At 69.5% G+C, this 14,424-nt stretch carries 14 protein-coding genes; 9 read left to right on the top strand and 5 right to left on the bottom strand.

Going from position 1 to position 14,424, the window contains the following annotated elements; genetic code table 11:
- Positions 1-36: 36 nt before the first annotated feature.
- Positions 37-1,146: a PHB depolymerase family esterase gene (locus DCN14_RS04550; protein ID WP_096504111.1), complete on the bottom strand. Its 1,110-nt coding sequence runs from the start codon at positions 1,144-1,146 to the stop codon at positions 37-39.
- A gap of 248 nt (positions 1,147-1,394) precedes the next feature.
- On the opposite strand from DCN14_RS04550, the gene DCN14_RS04545 reads away from it, so the two are divergent.
- The 4 genes from DCN14_RS04545 to DCN14_RS04530 all read left to right on the top strand — a co-directional run bounded on the left by DCN14_RS04545 (position 1,395) and on the right by DCN14_RS04530 (position 4,505).
- Entirely contained in the window at positions 1,395-2,093 is a 699-nt protein-coding gene (locus tag DCN14_RS04545; protein WP_096504113.1) for a phosphatase PAP2 family protein, read from the top strand.
- 136 nt (positions 2,094-2,229) lie between these two features.
- Complete coding sequence (gene modA, locus DCN14_RS04540; protein ID WP_096504115.1) at positions 2,230-3,027, top strand: molybdate ABC transporter substrate-binding protein; 798 nt, start codon at positions 2,230-2,232, stop codon at positions 3,025-3,027.
- Between the two features lie 10 nt (positions 3,028-3,037).
- Positions 3,038-3,715: a molybdate ABC transporter permease subunit gene (gene modB / locus DCN14_RS04535; RefSeq protein WP_096504117.1), complete on the top strand. Its 678-nt coding sequence runs from the start codon at positions 3,038-3,040 to the stop codon at positions 3,713-3,715.
- Positions 3,716-3,803: 88 nt separating this feature from the next.
- A complete protein-coding gene (locus DCN14_RS04530) occupies positions 3,804-4,505 on the top strand; it encodes an ATP-binding cassette domain-containing protein (RefSeq protein ID WP_096504119.1) in 702 nt (233 codons plus the stop codon).
- 174 nt (positions 4,506-4,679) lie between these two features.
- Here DCN14_RS04530 and DCN14_RS04525 read toward each other — a convergent pair whose 3' ends face one another.
- The 3 genes from DCN14_RS04525 to DCN14_RS04515 all read right to left on the bottom strand — a co-directional run bounded on the left by DCN14_RS04525 (position 4,680) and on the right by DCN14_RS04515 (position 7,716).
- Positions 4,680-5,528, bottom strand: coding sequence for a TOBE domain-containing protein (locus DCN14_RS04525; protein ID WP_096504121.1), 849 nt, complete (start codon positions 5,526-5,528; stop codon positions 4,680-4,682).
- A 48-nt stretch (positions 5,529-5,576) separates the two neighbouring features.
- Positions 5,577-7,205 (bottom strand): CHAD domain-containing protein, encoded by a 1,629-nt coding sequence (locus tag DCN14_RS04520; protein ID WP_096504123.1) that lies wholly within the window; start codon positions 7,203-7,205, stop codon positions 5,577-5,579.
- Between the two features lie 127 nt (positions 7,206-7,332).
- Entirely contained in the window at positions 7,333-7,716 is a 384-nt protein-coding gene (locus DCN14_RS04515; protein ID WP_057924044.1) for a tautomerase family protein, read from the bottom strand.
- Between the two features lie 110 nt (positions 7,717-7,826).
- Between DCN14_RS04515 and DCN14_RS04510 the strand changes: the two genes are divergently transcribed.
- The 5 genes from DCN14_RS04510 (at position 7,827) to DCN14_RS04490 (ending at position 12,525) form a co-directional block, all read left to right on the top strand.
- Positions 7,827-8,684, top strand: a complete 858-nt coding sequence (locus DCN14_RS04510) for a LysR substrate-binding domain-containing protein (RefSeq protein ID WP_115531364.1) — start codon at positions 7,827-7,829, stop codon at positions 8,682-8,684.
- 40 nt (positions 8,685-8,724) lie between these two features.
- Positions 8,725-9,648, top strand: coding sequence for a DMT family transporter (locus DCN14_RS04505; RefSeq protein WP_096505477.1), 924 nt, complete (start codon positions 8,725-8,727; stop codon positions 9,646-9,648).
- A 70-nt stretch (positions 9,649-9,718) separates the two neighbouring features.
- Complete coding sequence (locus DCN14_RS04500; protein WP_096505479.1) at positions 9,719-10,498, top strand: HAMP domain-containing sensor histidine kinase; 780 nt, start codon at positions 9,719-9,721, stop codon at positions 10,496-10,498.
- A 76-nt stretch (positions 10,499-10,574) separates the two neighbouring features.
- A complete protein-coding gene (locus DCN14_RS04495; RefSeq protein WP_096505481.1) occupies positions 10,575-11,918 on the top strand; it encodes a hemolysin family protein in 1,344 nt (447 codons plus the stop codon).
- Between the two features lie 22 nt (positions 11,919-11,940).
- Positions 11,941-12,525: a thiamine phosphate synthase gene (locus DCN14_RS04490; RefSeq protein WP_096505483.1), complete on the top strand. Its 585-nt coding sequence runs from the start codon at positions 11,941-11,943 to the stop codon at positions 12,523-12,525.
- Positions 12,526-12,562: 37 nt separating this feature from the next.
- Here the strand turns inward: DCN14_RS04490 and DCN14_RS04485 are convergent, their stop codons facing one another.
- Positions 12,563-14,224, bottom strand: coding sequence for a DUF3459 domain-containing protein (locus DCN14_RS04485; RefSeq protein WP_096505789.1), 1,662 nt, complete (start codon positions 14,222-14,224; stop codon positions 12,563-12,565).
- Between the last annotated feature and the right edge of the window lie 200 nt (positions 14,225-14,424).

Below are 14,424 nucleotides of genomic sequence, written 5' to 3'. Positions count from 1 at the left end.
ATTATAGGGAAAACCCTAAACCTTGGCTAGCATCGATCAGACGGTGCGTCGTTCGGTCGCCACAGTTCGGCGATTCTGTTCGAAAAAGGACCAGATCATGGCGCTCGCATCGGGGCCGACGGCCGCGTGAAACGGCACGGCTTCGTCGCCGCCCGCCCACGCATGATCGAGCCCTTTCACGTGACACAGCCGCACGACCGGTTCGCCGTCGCGGCGCACGTCGGTGATCTGCGCGCCCGCGTCGCGCGTCTCCGCGCGGTCGCCGCCGCGCAGCGCGCCGCGGCTGTCCGCGAGCCCGTTCAGGCGCATGAACTGCACGGTCAACTGATCGGCGTTCTTCGGCGCGACGACATGGTCGCCGTCGCCCTGCACGATCAGCGCTGGCATGCCCGGATGCGAACCGGGGTCGACCAGCGCATCGACGGCCGCAGCCGGGTTCAGCCGCAGACCGCGCCGCATCACGTCCATCGCGCTGATCCCGGAATTCGCCTCGCCGAGCGCCGGGCCCGAATGCAGCGCGACCGCCGCGAAGCGGTCGGGATGGTGCAGCGCGAGCAGCGACGCGAGGCCCGCGCCGGCCGACAGGCCCGCGACGTACACGCGCGACGCGTCGAAACCGCGCTCGTCGACGAGCGCGTCGACGAGCGACGCGACCGCGTCCGCTTCGCCGCGGCCCGCGCGGTCGGTGTCTTCGTACCAGTGCCAGCAGCCGTGCGCGTGCGCGCGCAGCGATTGCTCGGGATACAGCACCGCGAAACCGTGCTTGTCGGCCAGCAGGTTCATCCGGGTGCCCTGCGCGAACTCGTCGGCCGATTGCTGGCAGCCGTGCAGCATCACGACGAGCGGCATCGCGCCGCGCCGACGCCCTGGCGGCACGTAGAGGCCATATGCAAGTTGCTGGACCAGGCGGCCGAGCGCCGGCGCCATCGGATGCTCGCCACGCGTCCATTCGCCGGCCGCCCACGCCGCCGCGCGAGGCCGCACGCGCGACTCGCGCGGCGGGGACAGATCAGCGGCAGCGGACGACGCCGCGGCCTCAAGCGTATCGCGCGTGATCCGCTGGGCATCGCGCGCCGCACGTTTGGCAGCCGGAGACAGCATGCGTTTCACGCCGCCCAGCCACACCTTCGTCAGACTTTTGGTCATCGATCGGGCTCGCAGTCAGGAAAAATGGGGACACCACACAGGGTGCATCGTTCGCGTTTGTGCAATGCACCATAACACTGTTTCTGGGATTTTTCCTGCACGCGGATAGTTCCCCGCGCCGCGAAAAACGGGCCCCGAGCACACGCGGCGCTATACTCGGGTTTGGCCGCTTGTATCCGTTGTAGTCGTTCTTTCCGGCTCGCGCGTTGATTTAAGCATTCGTCCCGCCTCTGCCTGCTCCCTTCCCGATGTTCGACCTGTCCTCTCACCTGTGGATCATGATCACCGCATTCGGCGGCGCCGGCCTGACGTTGCCGCTCGCGGTCACGATCGCGGTCTGGCTGGCGCTCGGCTACTCGTGGCAGCGTTCGGTCGCGTGGCTGGGGGTGCTCGCGGCCGCGATCGCGGTCGTCGCGCTCACCAAGATCGCGTTCCTCGGCTGGGGCATCGGCATCCGCTCGTGGGACTTCACGGGCTTCAGCGGCCACGCGATGCTGTCGACGTCGGTGTATCCCGTCGCGATCTTCCTCGCGCTGATCCGCACGCGCGCGCCGGTCCGCATCGCCGGCATCGCGCTCGGCCTCGCGGCCGGCATCGCGGTCGGCGTGTCGCGCGTCGCGCTGGATGCCCATTCGCCGTCCGAATCGATCACCGGCTGCATCGTCGGCGCGATCGCCGCGCTCGTATTCATCGCCGGTTCATGGCGCGCCGTGCCGCACCGCTGGTCGGTGCCGGCCGTGGTCGCGAGCCTCGCGCTCGTCACGGTTGCGCTGCACGGCATCACGGTTCCGTCGCATCGCTGGGTCACCAAGGTCGCGCTGGAGTTGTCGGGCCACGAGCGCCCGTTCGTCCGCGCGCGCTGGAAAGCCAATCCGAACTACCGGCCGGCGTCGCAGCCGTCGTCGCTGCAGCGCAGCGAATCGGCGGCGGCATTGCTGCACGCGTGACGGGCCGCGCGAGCGTCATTCCCGCCCGATCTCAAGTCTGACGATTTCATGTGCGCCGTCACATGAACGGTATGTCGAGCGTTATAACCCGCCCTATATTACGATTACGGTTTTCCACCATTCAAACGATCAGACCATGCGCTCAACCGTTCGCCCGCTTCGCCGCACCCTGCTCCGCTTTCTGCCGATCGCCACGCTTGCCGCCGGGATCGCGTTCAGCGCACCGGCTTCCGCTGCCGACGAACTGGTCGTCTCGGCAGCCGCAAGCCTGACGAACGCGTTCAAGGCCGTCGGCGACGCTTACCAGAAGCAGCATCCGGACACCAAGGTGCTGTTCAACTTCGGCGCGTCGGACGTGCTGATGCAGCAGATCGCCAAGGGCGCACCGGCCGACGTGTTCGCGTCCGCCGACCAGAAGGCGATGGATCGCGCGGTCAGCGAAAACGTCATCGTGCCCGGCACGCGCCGCGATTTCGCCGCGAACTCGCTCGTGCTGATCGTGCCGGCCGACAGCCACGCGGCCGCGCCGACGTCGCTGAACGACCTGACGGCGCCGGGCGTGAAGCGTGTCGCGTACGGCGACCCGGCGTCGGTGCCGGTCGGCCGCTACACCGAAGGCGCGCTGCGCGCGGCGGGCGTGTGGGACGCCATCAGCGCGAAGGGCGTGCTGGCCGCGAACGTGCGCCAGAGCCTCGATTACGTCGCGCGCGGCGAAGTCGACGCGGGCTTCGTGTTCGGCACCGACGCGGCGATCATGCCGGGCCGTGTGAAGATCGCACTGACCGTGCCGACGCAAACGGCCATCACCTATCCGATCGCGGTGGTCAAGGACAGCCGCCATGCCGCGCAGGCGCAGTCGTTCATCGACTTCGTCGCGTCGCCGCAGGGCCAGGCCGTGCTGTCGACGTTCGGTTTCAAGCCCGCGGGCAAGTGAGCGTAGCGTGATGCAGGACGCCTGGGTACCGCTGCTGCTGTCGCTGAAGGTCGCCGGCTGGGCGACCGCGCTCGACATCGTGCTCGGCGTCGCGGCCGCCTTCGTGCTCGCACGCTGGCGCTCGCCGATGCGCGACGTCGTCGATTCGCTGCTGACGCTGCCGCTCGTGCTGCCGCCGACGGTGCTCGGCTACTACCTGCTCGTGCTGCTCGGCCGGCGTGGCGTATTCGGCGCATGGCTCGACAGGCTCGGCATCGAGCTCGTCTTCACGTGGCAGGGCGCGGTGGTCGCATCGATGGTCGTCGCGTTCCCGCTGATCCTGAAGTCGGCGCGCACCGCGTTCGAGAACGTCGATCCGCATCTCGAGCGCGCGGCGCGCACGCTCGGGCTCGGCGAAGCCGCGGTGTTCTTCCGCGTGACGCTGCCGCTCGCCACGCGCGGCATCCTCGCCGGTGCGCTGCTCGCGTTCGCGCGCGCGCTCGGCGAATTCGGCGCGACGCTGATGATCGCCGGCAACCTGCCCGGCCGCACGCAGACGCTGTCGGTCGCGATCTATGCCGCCGTGCAGGCCGGCGACGACAACACCGCCAACTTCCTCGTGCTCGTGACGTCGATCACCTGCGTGCTCGTGTTGCTTGCGACCGGCTGGCTCGTGCCGTCGCGGGCCGGCCGGAGCCAACTGACATGACGCGCGCGTCACATCCGCGTCGTTCGGCCGCGCGCCGCATGACGATCCACCTTTCCGCCACGCGCGGCGCGGCACGACGGAGGCCCGCATGAGCGTCTCCGTCGATATCCGCAAGACCTACGCGAACGCCGAGCGCCGCTTCACGCTCGACGTGTCGTTTACCGCCACCACGCAGCGCGTCGTGCTGTTCGGGCCGTCCGGCGCGGGCAAGAGCATGACGCTGCAGGCGATCGCCGGCCTGCTGTCGCCCGACGAAGGCACGGTCACGCTGAACGGCGAACCGCTGTTCGATGCCGCACGCGGCATCGACGTGCCGACACGCGCGCGCCGCGTCGCCTACCTGTTCCAGGACTACGCGCTGTTTCCGCACCTGAACGTGCGCCAGAACATCGCATTCGGACTCACGCCGGGCCTGCGCAATCCGCGCGCGAAAACGGTGCCGCCCGAAGTCGCGTACTGGCTGCACGCGTTCGAACTCGACAAGCTCGCCGGGCAGTTTCCGTCGCAGTTGTCGGGCGGACAGAAGCAGCGCGTCGCGCTTGCGCGCGCACTGGTCGCGCAACCGCGCATCCTGCTGCTCGACGAGCCGTTCTCGGCGCTCGACGGCGCGATGCGCCAGCGCATGCGTCACGAGCTCGCGGAACTGCAGGCGCGGCTCGACATCCCGATGGTACTCATCTCGCACGACCCCGACGACGTCGCCGCGTTCGGCGACCAGGTCGTGCAATTGAGCGAAGGACGCGTGCAGGCGGCGACGCCGCACGCCGAGTGGCCGACGCGCGTCACCTGAGCGCGCGAAGGCAGTGGCCCTGGCAGCCACGTTGGCGCCTGAGAGAAGCCGTACTGGCGGCATAAGTTGCAACCGGGATCGAAGCCGGCGCCTCACCCCCTGGGCTGCGCCGGTTTCGCGTCCGTCCGGACGGACGCGGCTACGGCAAAGGCCCGCGCCCGCCGCCGCGTATGGTCAGCCCGTCACCGCCAGAATCACGCTCGATGCCTTGAACAACGCGATCGCGCGCCGGCCCGCGTCGAGCCGCAACGCATCGACGCTGTCGTTCGTGACGACGGCCGTGAGCGTCCCGCCGCCATCGAGCGCAAGCGTCACCTCGCTGTTCACCGCACCTGCCGCAACGGCGTCGACCATACCGCGCAACTGGTTGCGCGCGGACACTTTCAACGCTTCGGCCCCTGCTTCGCCGTCGTCGTCGACGGCCAGCACGACCCACGACGCCTTCACGAGCGCGCACGCATCCGCGCCGGGCTGCAAGCCGAGCCCGTCGGCGCTTTCATGCGTGAGCACCGCGACGATCGCCTGCCCGCCGGGCAGCACGAGCGTCACTTCGTCGTTGATCGTGCCGCGCACGATCGCTTCGACCTTGCCGAACAACTGGTTGCGCGCGCTCGTCTTCATCCCGATCCGGCCGATCAGCGCCCAGTCGACGTCGAAACCGGCCACCGCCGCGCCGGCCGCCTCGATGAAGCGGCGATGCTCGCGCTCGATCGTGCGGAACGCGGCGATCAGCGACGTCGCGCGCGGCGTCAGCGTCGTGCCGCCGCCGCCCTTGCCGCCCGTCGAACGCATCACGAGCGGTTCGCCGGCAAGATTGTTCATCGTATCGATCGCATCCCAGGCGGCCTTGTAGCTGAGGCCGACGGCCTTTGCCGCGCGCGTGATCGAACCGGTGTCGCCGACCGCCGCGAGCAGCGCGATGCGGGTGGCGCCGCCGAGCGTCTGCTCGCCCGCGCGCAACCATAGTTCGCCGCCCAGTTCGAGCGGTTCGGCAGCAGAGGAAGGAGGCAACGCGTCGGTCATCGGTCTGGTCGAAGAAAACGGGGAGTCATTATAGTGAGCGCGCACCGCTCAACCCGACTTCCCGTCGAGCCGCGGCGGACGCAGGCTCGCGAGCAGCGTCTCGGCGTCGCGCGCCGCGCGTTGCTCGAGTGCGGCCCCGTAGCCGCGCACGAAACCGAGCTGGTACGCGGGCGCCGCCAGTTGTTCGAGATGGTGCAGCGCGACCATCGTGTCGTTCGCCTCGCCCAGCACGCTCTGCACGCGCGCGAGCGTCTTGACCGTCTCGTTGCGCGTGCGGCGCGACGCCAGCGACGCGAAGAATTCGAGCGCGTAGCGCAGCCGCTTCGCATCGATCCGCACCTGGTGCCGCGCGGCCGTGTCGAGCGACGTGAGCGACGGCGAGGCATACAAATGGCCGAACAGCCGGCGCACCCGCTTGGTCGCGTGACGCCGCAGCGACGGGGTATCGTCGCCTTCCGCGGACGGCAGCGCGAGCGTGCTCAGCCATTCGAGCCAGCCCAGCGTCAGTCGCGCATAGCGCGCGGAATGCAGGGCCTGCCGCAATTCGACGCGCGCGGCCGCCGCCTGCGCACGTGCGGCGTCGAGCGTGCCGTTCCAGTCGGCGCTGCCGCCGTCGGCCGCGATCAGCGCGGGCAGGCTCTCGGTCGAGAATACGTCCCAGTCGCGCACCGTGCCGAGCAGCGCGGCGAGCCAGCGCAGGTCGACGCCGAACGTGTCCTGCCATTGCTCGTCCGCGAAGCGCGGAAAGAAGCGCATCAGCGTGCGCAACCGGCGCAGCGCGACGCGCATCTGGTGCACGAATTCGGGATCGTCGCGATCGAGTACGCCGCCTTCGTTGCCGAGCCATTGCGCGACGATGTCGCCGGACAGCGCGAACAGCGCGGCGCGCTGCGTGCGGATACCGGTCAGGTCGACGAGTTGCGCCTTGACCGGCTCGGCGACGGCGGACTCGCCCGCGCACGCGCGATCGATGACGCTGGTCAGTTGCACGAACGCGGGCCACGCGCCGCTCAGCTCGCGCGCGGCGGCGAACAGCGCATGCAATGCGGCTGCGCGCGCGGGCGGCGTTTCCCAATCGGGCGCCGCGAGACGCAGCTCGACGTGACGGCGCGGCGGCTCGGTGCCGCCATGCAGCGCGATGTCGTCGAGCGTCATCTCGACCACCACGCCGCTGTCGTCCGCCCATCGCCCGCGCCGCCGCTCGCTCACGAGCTGCAACGGCGGCGGCCCGGACGACGCGGCGAACGCCGCTTCGTCCACCGCACCGGTGCTCGCGCGATCGCGCTCGTCCGTTGCGTCTGCCGATCCGGTGTCTGCCTGCGCCGCCGGCTCCGGCATCGCGACGACGATACCCGCATGCTCGGCGTCGAACAGCTCGCGCTCCGCGACACCCGGCGCGAATGCCTTCGTGCGGGACGCGACGACCCGGCGCCCCTGCGCATTCGACTCGACCCACGTCCACCAGCGCTCGCCGGGGTTCGGCTCGGCCTCCTCGATCTGGCACGGCTCGATCGTCACGCGCTCCTGGCCGCGGCGCATGCGCACCTGCGGGCAGATCCGCCACGCGCGGACGAGTTCGGCACCGAAGTCGCGCTGCGCGCCTCGGGCCCGGCTTCCCGCCTTGACCGGCCAACCTTCCAACGACAGGCACAACACGATTTCCAGCACACGCGACATGGAGACTCCTGCACATGAAGAATCGCCGGCGCATGCCCGGTGCCGGCGTCGTCCGTGAAGCAGCTTCCATAGTACACGGCGCGAAAACGCGCGGGCGACGATCCGGCCCCTGTCGCCCTGTCATGCATCAAACGACGTATTGCGCGATGCCGTTGCCGAACGACCAGTCCTCCTTCAGCACCTCGACGAGGCTGATGAAGACGTCCTGCTGCCGCACGCCGGGCTGCCGCGCGAGGTTTTCCGCGATCGTCCGGTACAGCGCCTGTTTCTGCTCGAGCGTGCGCGTGTTGTTCGCGGTGATCTGGATCATCACGAGATCGTCGCTGCGTTCGATATCGAGGTAATGGCGGCCGAATACGAAGTTCTCGGCCGAATGCTCGGTCACGACCATGAAGATGTCGTCCTCGGGCACGTTGAACGTGTGCATCAGCGCGCGATGCACGCCGTCGACGAGCGCCGCGCGATAGGCGGCCGGTTTGCCTTCGCGCACTGCGATACGGGTGAATGGCATGGTGCTGCTCCTTTCGGTGACGTTGAAAAAACGAGAACGCCACATCAGGTTAGGCGCGCTTAACTATAATGAACAGTCATCGATCAATATTTCATTCATTTACATTCGAAATGAAAGTCCTCGACCTCGATGCGGTTCGCGCGTTCGTGCTGGTGGCCGATCTCGCCAGCTTCACGCGCGCCGCCGACGCGCTCGGCACGACGCAGTCGGCCGTCAGCCTGAAACTGAAGCGGCTGGAAACCCACCTCGGCAAGCCGCTGCTCGCGCGTACGCCGCGCGTCGTCAAGCTCGCGGCCGACGGCGAGAACTTCCTGCCGGCCGCGCGCGCGCTGCTCGACGCGCACGATCACGCGCTCGGCACGATTTCCACCGGCACGCATCGCCTGTCGCTCGGTGTCAGCGAACACGTCGCGGTGCCGGACCTGCCGGCCGTACTGACCAGCCTGCACCGGCAGGATCCGGGGCTGTCGCTCGAAATGCATCTGGGAACGTCGTCGAACCTGCTCGTGCAATACGACGAGCGGCGGCTCGATGCGGTGATCGTCCGGCACGAACCCGGCGAGGATCCGCCGCGCGACGACGGCACGCTGCTGTTTACCGAGCCGCTCGCATGGCTCGCCGCGCCCGACTGGGCGCCGCGCGCCGGCGAGCCGCTGCCGCTCGCGGTGCTGGCCGGCCCGTGCGGCGTGCGTGCCGCCGCGCTGCGCGCGCTCGACCACGCGGGGCGGCCGTGGCGCGAGCGTTTCACGGGCGGCGGCATCGCGGCGGTCACGGCCGCCGCCGCCGCCGGGCTCGCGGTCTGTCCGCTGGCCCGGCGCGTCGCACCGCGCATGCTGGTCGACGTCGGCGCGAAATTCGGCTTACCGCCGCTACCGCATTCGCAGGTCGTGCTGTATTCGCGGGTACGCGACGCCCGGGCGGCAGCCGCGCTCCGAAGGTTTTCCGACAGCCTTGCAATCTCGGCGTAAACTAGACGGTTCGCCGCCCGCAATCCCCTGAAGAATTCCAATGAAGCCCGAATCCCGCAAGCACTTCCGCGCCAACCTGCTGATGCTCGTCGCCGCCGCGATCTGGGGTTCGGCTTTCGTCGCGCAGCGACTGAGCCTCGACGTGATCGGCCCGTTCCTGTTTACGGGGCTGCGCTTCCTGCTCGGCGCGCTGGTGCTGATTCCGCTGCTGACGTTCAACACCGCGTCGCGCGCGCAGTTCGCGGCGATTCGCCGCGCGCCGGCGCTGCTGCTGCCGGGCCTCTGGCTCGGCGGGCTGCTCGCCGTGGCGATCTCGCTGCAGCAGTTCGGCCTGCAATACACGCGCGTGGCGAACGCGGGCTTCATCAGCTCGCTGTACGTCGTGATCGTGCCGCTGATGGGCGTGTTCGTCCGTCACCGGATCGGCGCCGGCACCTGGTTCGGCGCGCTGCTCGCGGCGATCGGCCTGTATTTCCTCAGCATCGACGAACATTTCTCGGTGCTCTACGGCGACTGGTTCCAGCTCGTGGGTGCCGTCATCATCGCCGCGCACGTGATGGCCGTCGGCCATTTCGCGCGGCGTCACGACCCGCTCGTGCTCGCGTTCCTGCAGTTCGTCGCGTGCGGCGTGCTGTGCCTCGCGGTCGGCCTCGTCGTCGAGCCGGTCAGCGTCGCGATGCTGCACGACGCACTGCCGACGCTGCTGTACGGCGGGCTGCTGTCGGTGGGCGTCGGCTATACGCTGCAGGTCGTCGCGCAGCGCGACGCGGCGCCCGCGCACGCGGCCGTGATCTTCAGCATGGAGGGCGTGTTCGCGGCCGTCGCGGGCTGGGCCGCGCTCGGCGAGACGCTGACGCTGCGTGCGCTGGTCGGCTGTGCGCTGATGCTGGCCGGCCTGCTCGCCTGCCAGTTGCTGCCGAACGGCGACGCACGGAAGAAGGACGAGGACGCGCTGCCGGCGTGATGCGCGCCGCTGTCCCTATAATGGCGGTTCGTAGGTTCATCATGCCAACCGCTTCCGACAGGCCTGCTCCGTGACGCCCCTTTCCGTCGATCCCGCCGCCGACCTGCTGCGCGAACGCGCAGCGCACTATGCCGCCCAGGCGGCGCTGTTCCTGCGCGACCAGGCGCTTTCCACCGCATCGCACGACCTGCGCAGCCCGCTGAACGCCATGCACAGCTGGGCGTACGTGCTCGAGCGCCAGCTCGCCGGCAGCGACCCGAACCAGCAGCGCGCGCTTGCCGGCATCCGCGCGGGGATCGACCAGCAAGTCGCGCTGATCGACGACGTGCTCGACGCGCCGCGCGCGGGAACCCGCACGCTCACGATCGCGCCGCAGCCGTTCGCGCTGCGCCCGCTGCTCGACGACACGCTCGCGCTGGCGCGCTTCGCGCTCGCCGACGCGCGGCAAGTGGGCATCGATGCGACGCTGCCCGACGGCGAGCCGGCGCTGTCGGCCGATCGCCAGCGCGTTGCACAGGCACTGTGGACCATGCTGACGAGCGCCGTCGAGGCCAGCGCCGCCGGCTCGCGCGTGGCGTTCGCCTGCACGCGCGACGGCGCGCAGTGTGTCGCACGCGTCACCTGCGGCGTCGATGCCGATGCGCTCGCCGATCCGGCGCTGCCGCACGTATTCGAATCGTTCGCGCGCCGCGAGATGCTGCGCACGCGCGACGCGAAGCGGGTCGCATGGACGCTCGCGCTGTGTCAGCGCGTCGCGCTCGCGCACGGCGGCACGTTCACGCACGACCCGTTCGCCGACCGCGCGACCGTCACCCTCACGCTCGCCATCCCCTGCGAGGCGCCGGTGTAAGCAATCGGCCGCCCGACACATTACATTTTCCTTTCCGGCTCTATACTGATGAGCCTGTCATGACTGGAGCGATTCTTTGTTACAGATCTTCGCGCTCATCGGCGCGTTGTTCCTGGTGGCCCTGAACGGGTTTTTCGTCGCAGCCGAATTCGGCCTCGTCAAACTGCGCGCCACGCGCGTCAAAACACTCGCCCGCAAGCACGGCCTGCGCGGTCGCATCCTCGCCCTCGTCCACGGCCGGCTGGACGCGTATCTTTCCGCGTGTCAGCTCGGCATCACGCTCGCCTCGCTCGGCCTCGGCTGGGTCGGCGAGCCGGCGTTCGCACAACTGATCGGCCCGCTGCTCGACCTGATCGGCGTGCAGTCCGAACGCATCGTGCACCTGGTCTCGCTCGTGTTCGCGTTCTCGCTGATCTCGTTCCTGCACATCGTGGTCGGCGAACTGGCACCGAAATCGATGGCGATCCGCCAGTCGGAGAAGGTCGGCCTGTGGGTCGCGCTGCCGCTCTATGCGTTCTACTGGGCGATGTATCCGGCGATCTGGGTGCTCAACAGCAGCGCCAACGCGGTGCTGCGGCTCGCGGGGCTGTCGGCCGACCACGGCGGCGACGCGCACTACTCGACCGACGAGCTGAAGCTGATCCTGCGCAGCCGCCGCAGCGCGGCCGGCAACGCGGCGCAGCCGGCACGCGGCACGTACACCAACGACGAGTGGAACACGCTCGCGCATTCGCTCGACTTTTCGTCGATGACGGTGTCGGACCTGATGCGGCCCGCTCATGAAATGATCGGCCTGCGGCGCGACCTGCCGCTGCCCGACAACATGGAGATCGTCGCGCGGCACCGCTTCAGCCGCTATCCGCTGTTCGAGAATGCGTCGCGCGAGCAGGTGAGCGGGCTGATCCACCTGAAGGACCTGCTGCTCGCGCGTCACGCCGGCGCGGCGCTCGAGGACTTGTCGGACTACGTGCGTCCGGTGCAGTACGTGAAGCCCGATACGCCGGCGCTGGAGCTGTTCCGCCGCTTCCGCAAGGGTGCGCCGCACTTCGCGCTGGTCGGCAACAAGGGCGCGAAGCCGATCGGCTTTCTGACGCTCGACAACCTGCTCGGCGCGCTGGTCGGCCAGATTCACGACGAGTTCCGCCAGGGCGACGCCGACTGGAGCCGCCTCGACGACGGCACGCTGATGGGCAAGGGCAGCCTGCCCGTCGTGTCGCTCGAGCAGGCGCTCGGCATCGACATCGACGAAGGGCGTGCGGAATCGGTCGGCGGCCTGGTGATCCAGGCGCTGAGCGATCTGCCGACCGAAGGGCAGCGCGTGTCGTTCGACCGCTTCGACGTCGTCGTGAAGAAGATGAACGGGCCGCGCATCGTGCTGGTGCGCGTCTATCCGAAGGCCGCGAAGGAAGCCGACGAATGACGGCTTCCGCGCACCGCGCGCGATGAACGCGATGCTGCCGCACTGCTGCGTGATCACGCCCGAGCCGGCATCGCCGGCGGCGGCCGATTGCCGCGCGTTCCTCGATCGCTTGTCGGCCGTGCTCGCGCGCGGCGAAACGCTCGTGCAGTTGCGCGTGAAATCGTTCGATGCGGCCGCGTTCGCACGGCTGGCCGCCGATGCGCTCGCGCGCTGCGACGCGGCCGGTGCGCAACTGATGCTCAACGGCCCGATCGATGCAGCCGGCGTGATGCGGCTGGAAGGCGCCGGATGGCACCTCGACGGCGTCGCGCTGCGCGCCGCCGCACGACGGCCGTTGCCGGCCGCGCGCCGTGTGTCGGCCGCCTGCCATGCCGCCGACGATCTCTCGCTGGCCGCGCGCGTCGGCGCGGATTTCGTCACGCTGTCGCCCGTGTTGCCGACGCTCAGCCACCCCGGCGCGCCGACGCTCGGCTGGACCCGGTTCGCCGAATTGGCCGCGCAGGCCACGATGCCCGTCTATGCGCTCGGCGGGATGACGCGCGCGCATCTCGACGACGCGCGCCGGCACGGCGCTCACGGCGTCGCAGGCATTCGAAGCTTCTGGTAGAGACGGCCGGGCGCGCCAGCGCCCGACCTTGCACACGTCACGCGTTCAGGTCCGGGCGCATGGCGCGCCATGCGCCGTCGTCGATCCGGCGCACGTCGTGCGTGAGTGCATAGCGGTTCACGTCGCCCGTCAGCCACGCGACGAGCGAATACGGCGGCAACACCCCTTCATCGACGCGGTCGCGTGCGCGGGCCGGCGTCTCGAACACGACCTGCCCGCGCGGCGCGTCGAACGGCACCGCGTCCGGCGACAGGTTCAACGCGAGGGTCAGCGTCTCTTCATCGGCAAGCCGCCACGATGCGAGCAACGCGTCGGCATCGCCGTCGCCGCCGGCCTTCAGCGTATGCGCGTCCTGCGGCCGGCAATCGGACAGCCGCGGCGAGATCAGCTTCGCGCGCACCGCGAGCGCCGACTGCACGAAATGCGCACGATCGGCGTCGCGTGCGGTTTCGTCGAAGATCAGCGGAATCTGCGGCGTGAGCAGCGACAGGGCGAGCGCCGCGAGGCCTGGATCGGGATCATGATCGCCGTGCTTGCCGTGCTCGCTCTCGCGCCATGCGCCGTCGGACAGCACCAGCGACGTCAGCGACAACCCTTCATTCGCGCAGGCGCCATCGCCCGGCGTGGCCGGCTGGAACGCGGTGCCGGTCGCGGTCAGCGCGCGCGCGAGCGTGTGGATCGACTGATGCGTGGAAATGCCTTCGTGGGCCGCCCCGTCGCGGCCGGTCAGCCGATGCAGCGCGCGTTCGCCGCACCCGTTCCACTGCGCATCGAAATGGGTATCGGCGAGATGCACCGGATGGCGTTCGCTGCCGAGCACGAGATGGATGAACCGGTCGGCCGGCACGGCCGCGCGCACACGGTCGGCGATCTCGCGCAGCCACGACGCGCCGATCCGGTCGGCTTCGCGCAGCCGCAGCCCGTCGCAGCGGTATTCGTCGATCCAGTACAGCGCGTTGTCGCAGAAGAAGTCGCACACCTCCGGATGATCGAGTGCGAGCGGCGGCGGCTGCAGCGGATCGTCGCGCATATGGAAGAACGGCGCCGCATAGTGACGCAGCGCGTCGGTGCCGCTGCCGAAGCGCGCGTAATCGAGCTCCAGGATCACGCCGAGGCCATGGCCGTGCGCTTCGTCGATCAGCGCCTTCAGCGCGTCGGGGCCGCCCTCGGCCGCGAGCGGCGCGAACGGCAGGCTGTCGTGCGGCGACGCGAGCAATTCGAGCGCGGTCACGCCCAGGCGCGCGAGCGCCGGCAGCCGGCGGCGCACGCCGTCGAAGCCGCCCACCGCGTGCGGACGAATCGCGTAAAGCGCGATGTCTTCCCACGGACGCCCATGCCAGAACGTGTTGCGCCACATGAACGCGCGCGGATCGATGACCTCGCTCGCGCCATTGAGTCCATCGGGCTGCGAGCGCGACGCGGGGTCGGGAATCGACACGGCGTCGTCGAGCCGGTAACGGTAACGCGCACCGGCACCGCATTCGACGAAGACTTCGAACCAGTTCGGGCCGGCCGCCGCCATCGGGACGAGCGTCGGGCCGTTGCCGGTATCGAGTTCGAGCTGGACCTGCGTGCTGCCCGGCGCCCACACGCGGAAATGCGTGCGCGGCGTCGCGCAGAGCGTGCCGCAGGGCTGCGCGCCGGACGGCAGGCAGTGAATGTAGTGCTGCGCATACGGATCGTGCGAACAATCGGACATCATGCGCTCCTCGTGCGTGCCGAGCGGCATGGCCGCGCGGGCAGCGCGGCGCATCGGGGCCCGGCATGCGACGGCCAGGCAGGGGGGAGAGAAAAAAGTATGCGCCGGTTTGGCAACGGTGACGCACCGGTTCCCGTCATTTTTAAATGCGAATCGACCCCGCCACCCGCTGCGCGCGACCGGCGCCGAGTCGGGTAGTC

This window comes from Burkholderia sp. IDO3 (assembly GCF_003366075.1).
Taxonomy (GTDB): domain Bacteria; phylum Pseudomonadota; class Gammaproteobacteria; order Burkholderiales; family Burkholderiaceae; genus Burkholderia; species Burkholderia anthina.
Note: the sequence above shows the minus strand (reverse complement) of the source record. Positions and strands in the feature narration are given on the sequence as shown.

Bases quoted from the DNA above. Each gene is read 5' to 3' on its own strand.
- DCN14_RS04550 (WP_096504111.1), bottom strand. From the start codon at position 1,146: ATGACCAAAAGTCTGACGAAGGTGTGGCTGGGCGGCGTGAAACGCATG.
- DCN14_RS04545 (WP_096504113.1), top strand. From the start codon at position 1,395: ATGTTCGACCTGTCCTCTCACCTGTGGATCATGATCACCGCATTCGGC.
- modA (WP_096504115.1), top strand. From the start codon at position 2,230: ATGCGCTCAACCGTTCGCCCGCTTCGCCGCACCCTGCTCCGCTTTCTG.
- modB (WP_096504117.1), top strand. From the start codon at position 3,038: ATGCAGGACGCCTGGGTACCGCTGCTGCTGTCGCTGAAGGTCGCCGGC.
- DCN14_RS04530 (WP_096504119.1), top strand. From the start codon at position 3,804: ATGAGCGTCTCCGTCGATATCCGCAAGACCTACGCGAACGCCGAGCGC.
- DCN14_RS04525 (WP_096504121.1), bottom strand. From the start codon at position 5,528: ATGACCGACGCGTTGCCTCCTTCCTCTGCTGCCGAACCGCTCGAACTG.
- DCN14_RS04520 (WP_096504123.1), bottom strand. From the start codon at position 7,205: ATGTCGCGTGTGCTGGAAATCGTGTTGTGCCTGTCGTTGGAAGGTTGG.
- DCN14_RS04515 (WP_057924044.1), bottom strand. From the start codon at position 7,716: ATGCCATTCACCCGTATCGCAGTGCGCGAAGGCAAACCGGCCGCCTAT.
- DCN14_RS04510 (WP_115531364.1), top strand. From the start codon at position 7,827: ATGAAAGTCCTCGACCTCGATGCGGTTCGCGCGTTCGTGCTGGTGGCC.
- DCN14_RS04505 (WP_096505477.1), top strand. From the start codon at position 8,725: ATGAAGCCCGAATCCCGCAAGCACTTCCGCGCCAACCTGCTGATGCTC.
- DCN14_RS04490 (WP_096505483.1), top strand. From the start codon at position 11,941: ATGAACGCGATGCTGCCGCACTGCTGCGTGATCACGCCCGAGCCGGCA.
- DCN14_RS04485 (WP_096505789.1), bottom strand. From the start codon at position 14,224: ATGTCCGATTGTTCGCACGATCCGTATGCGCAGCACTACATTCACTGC.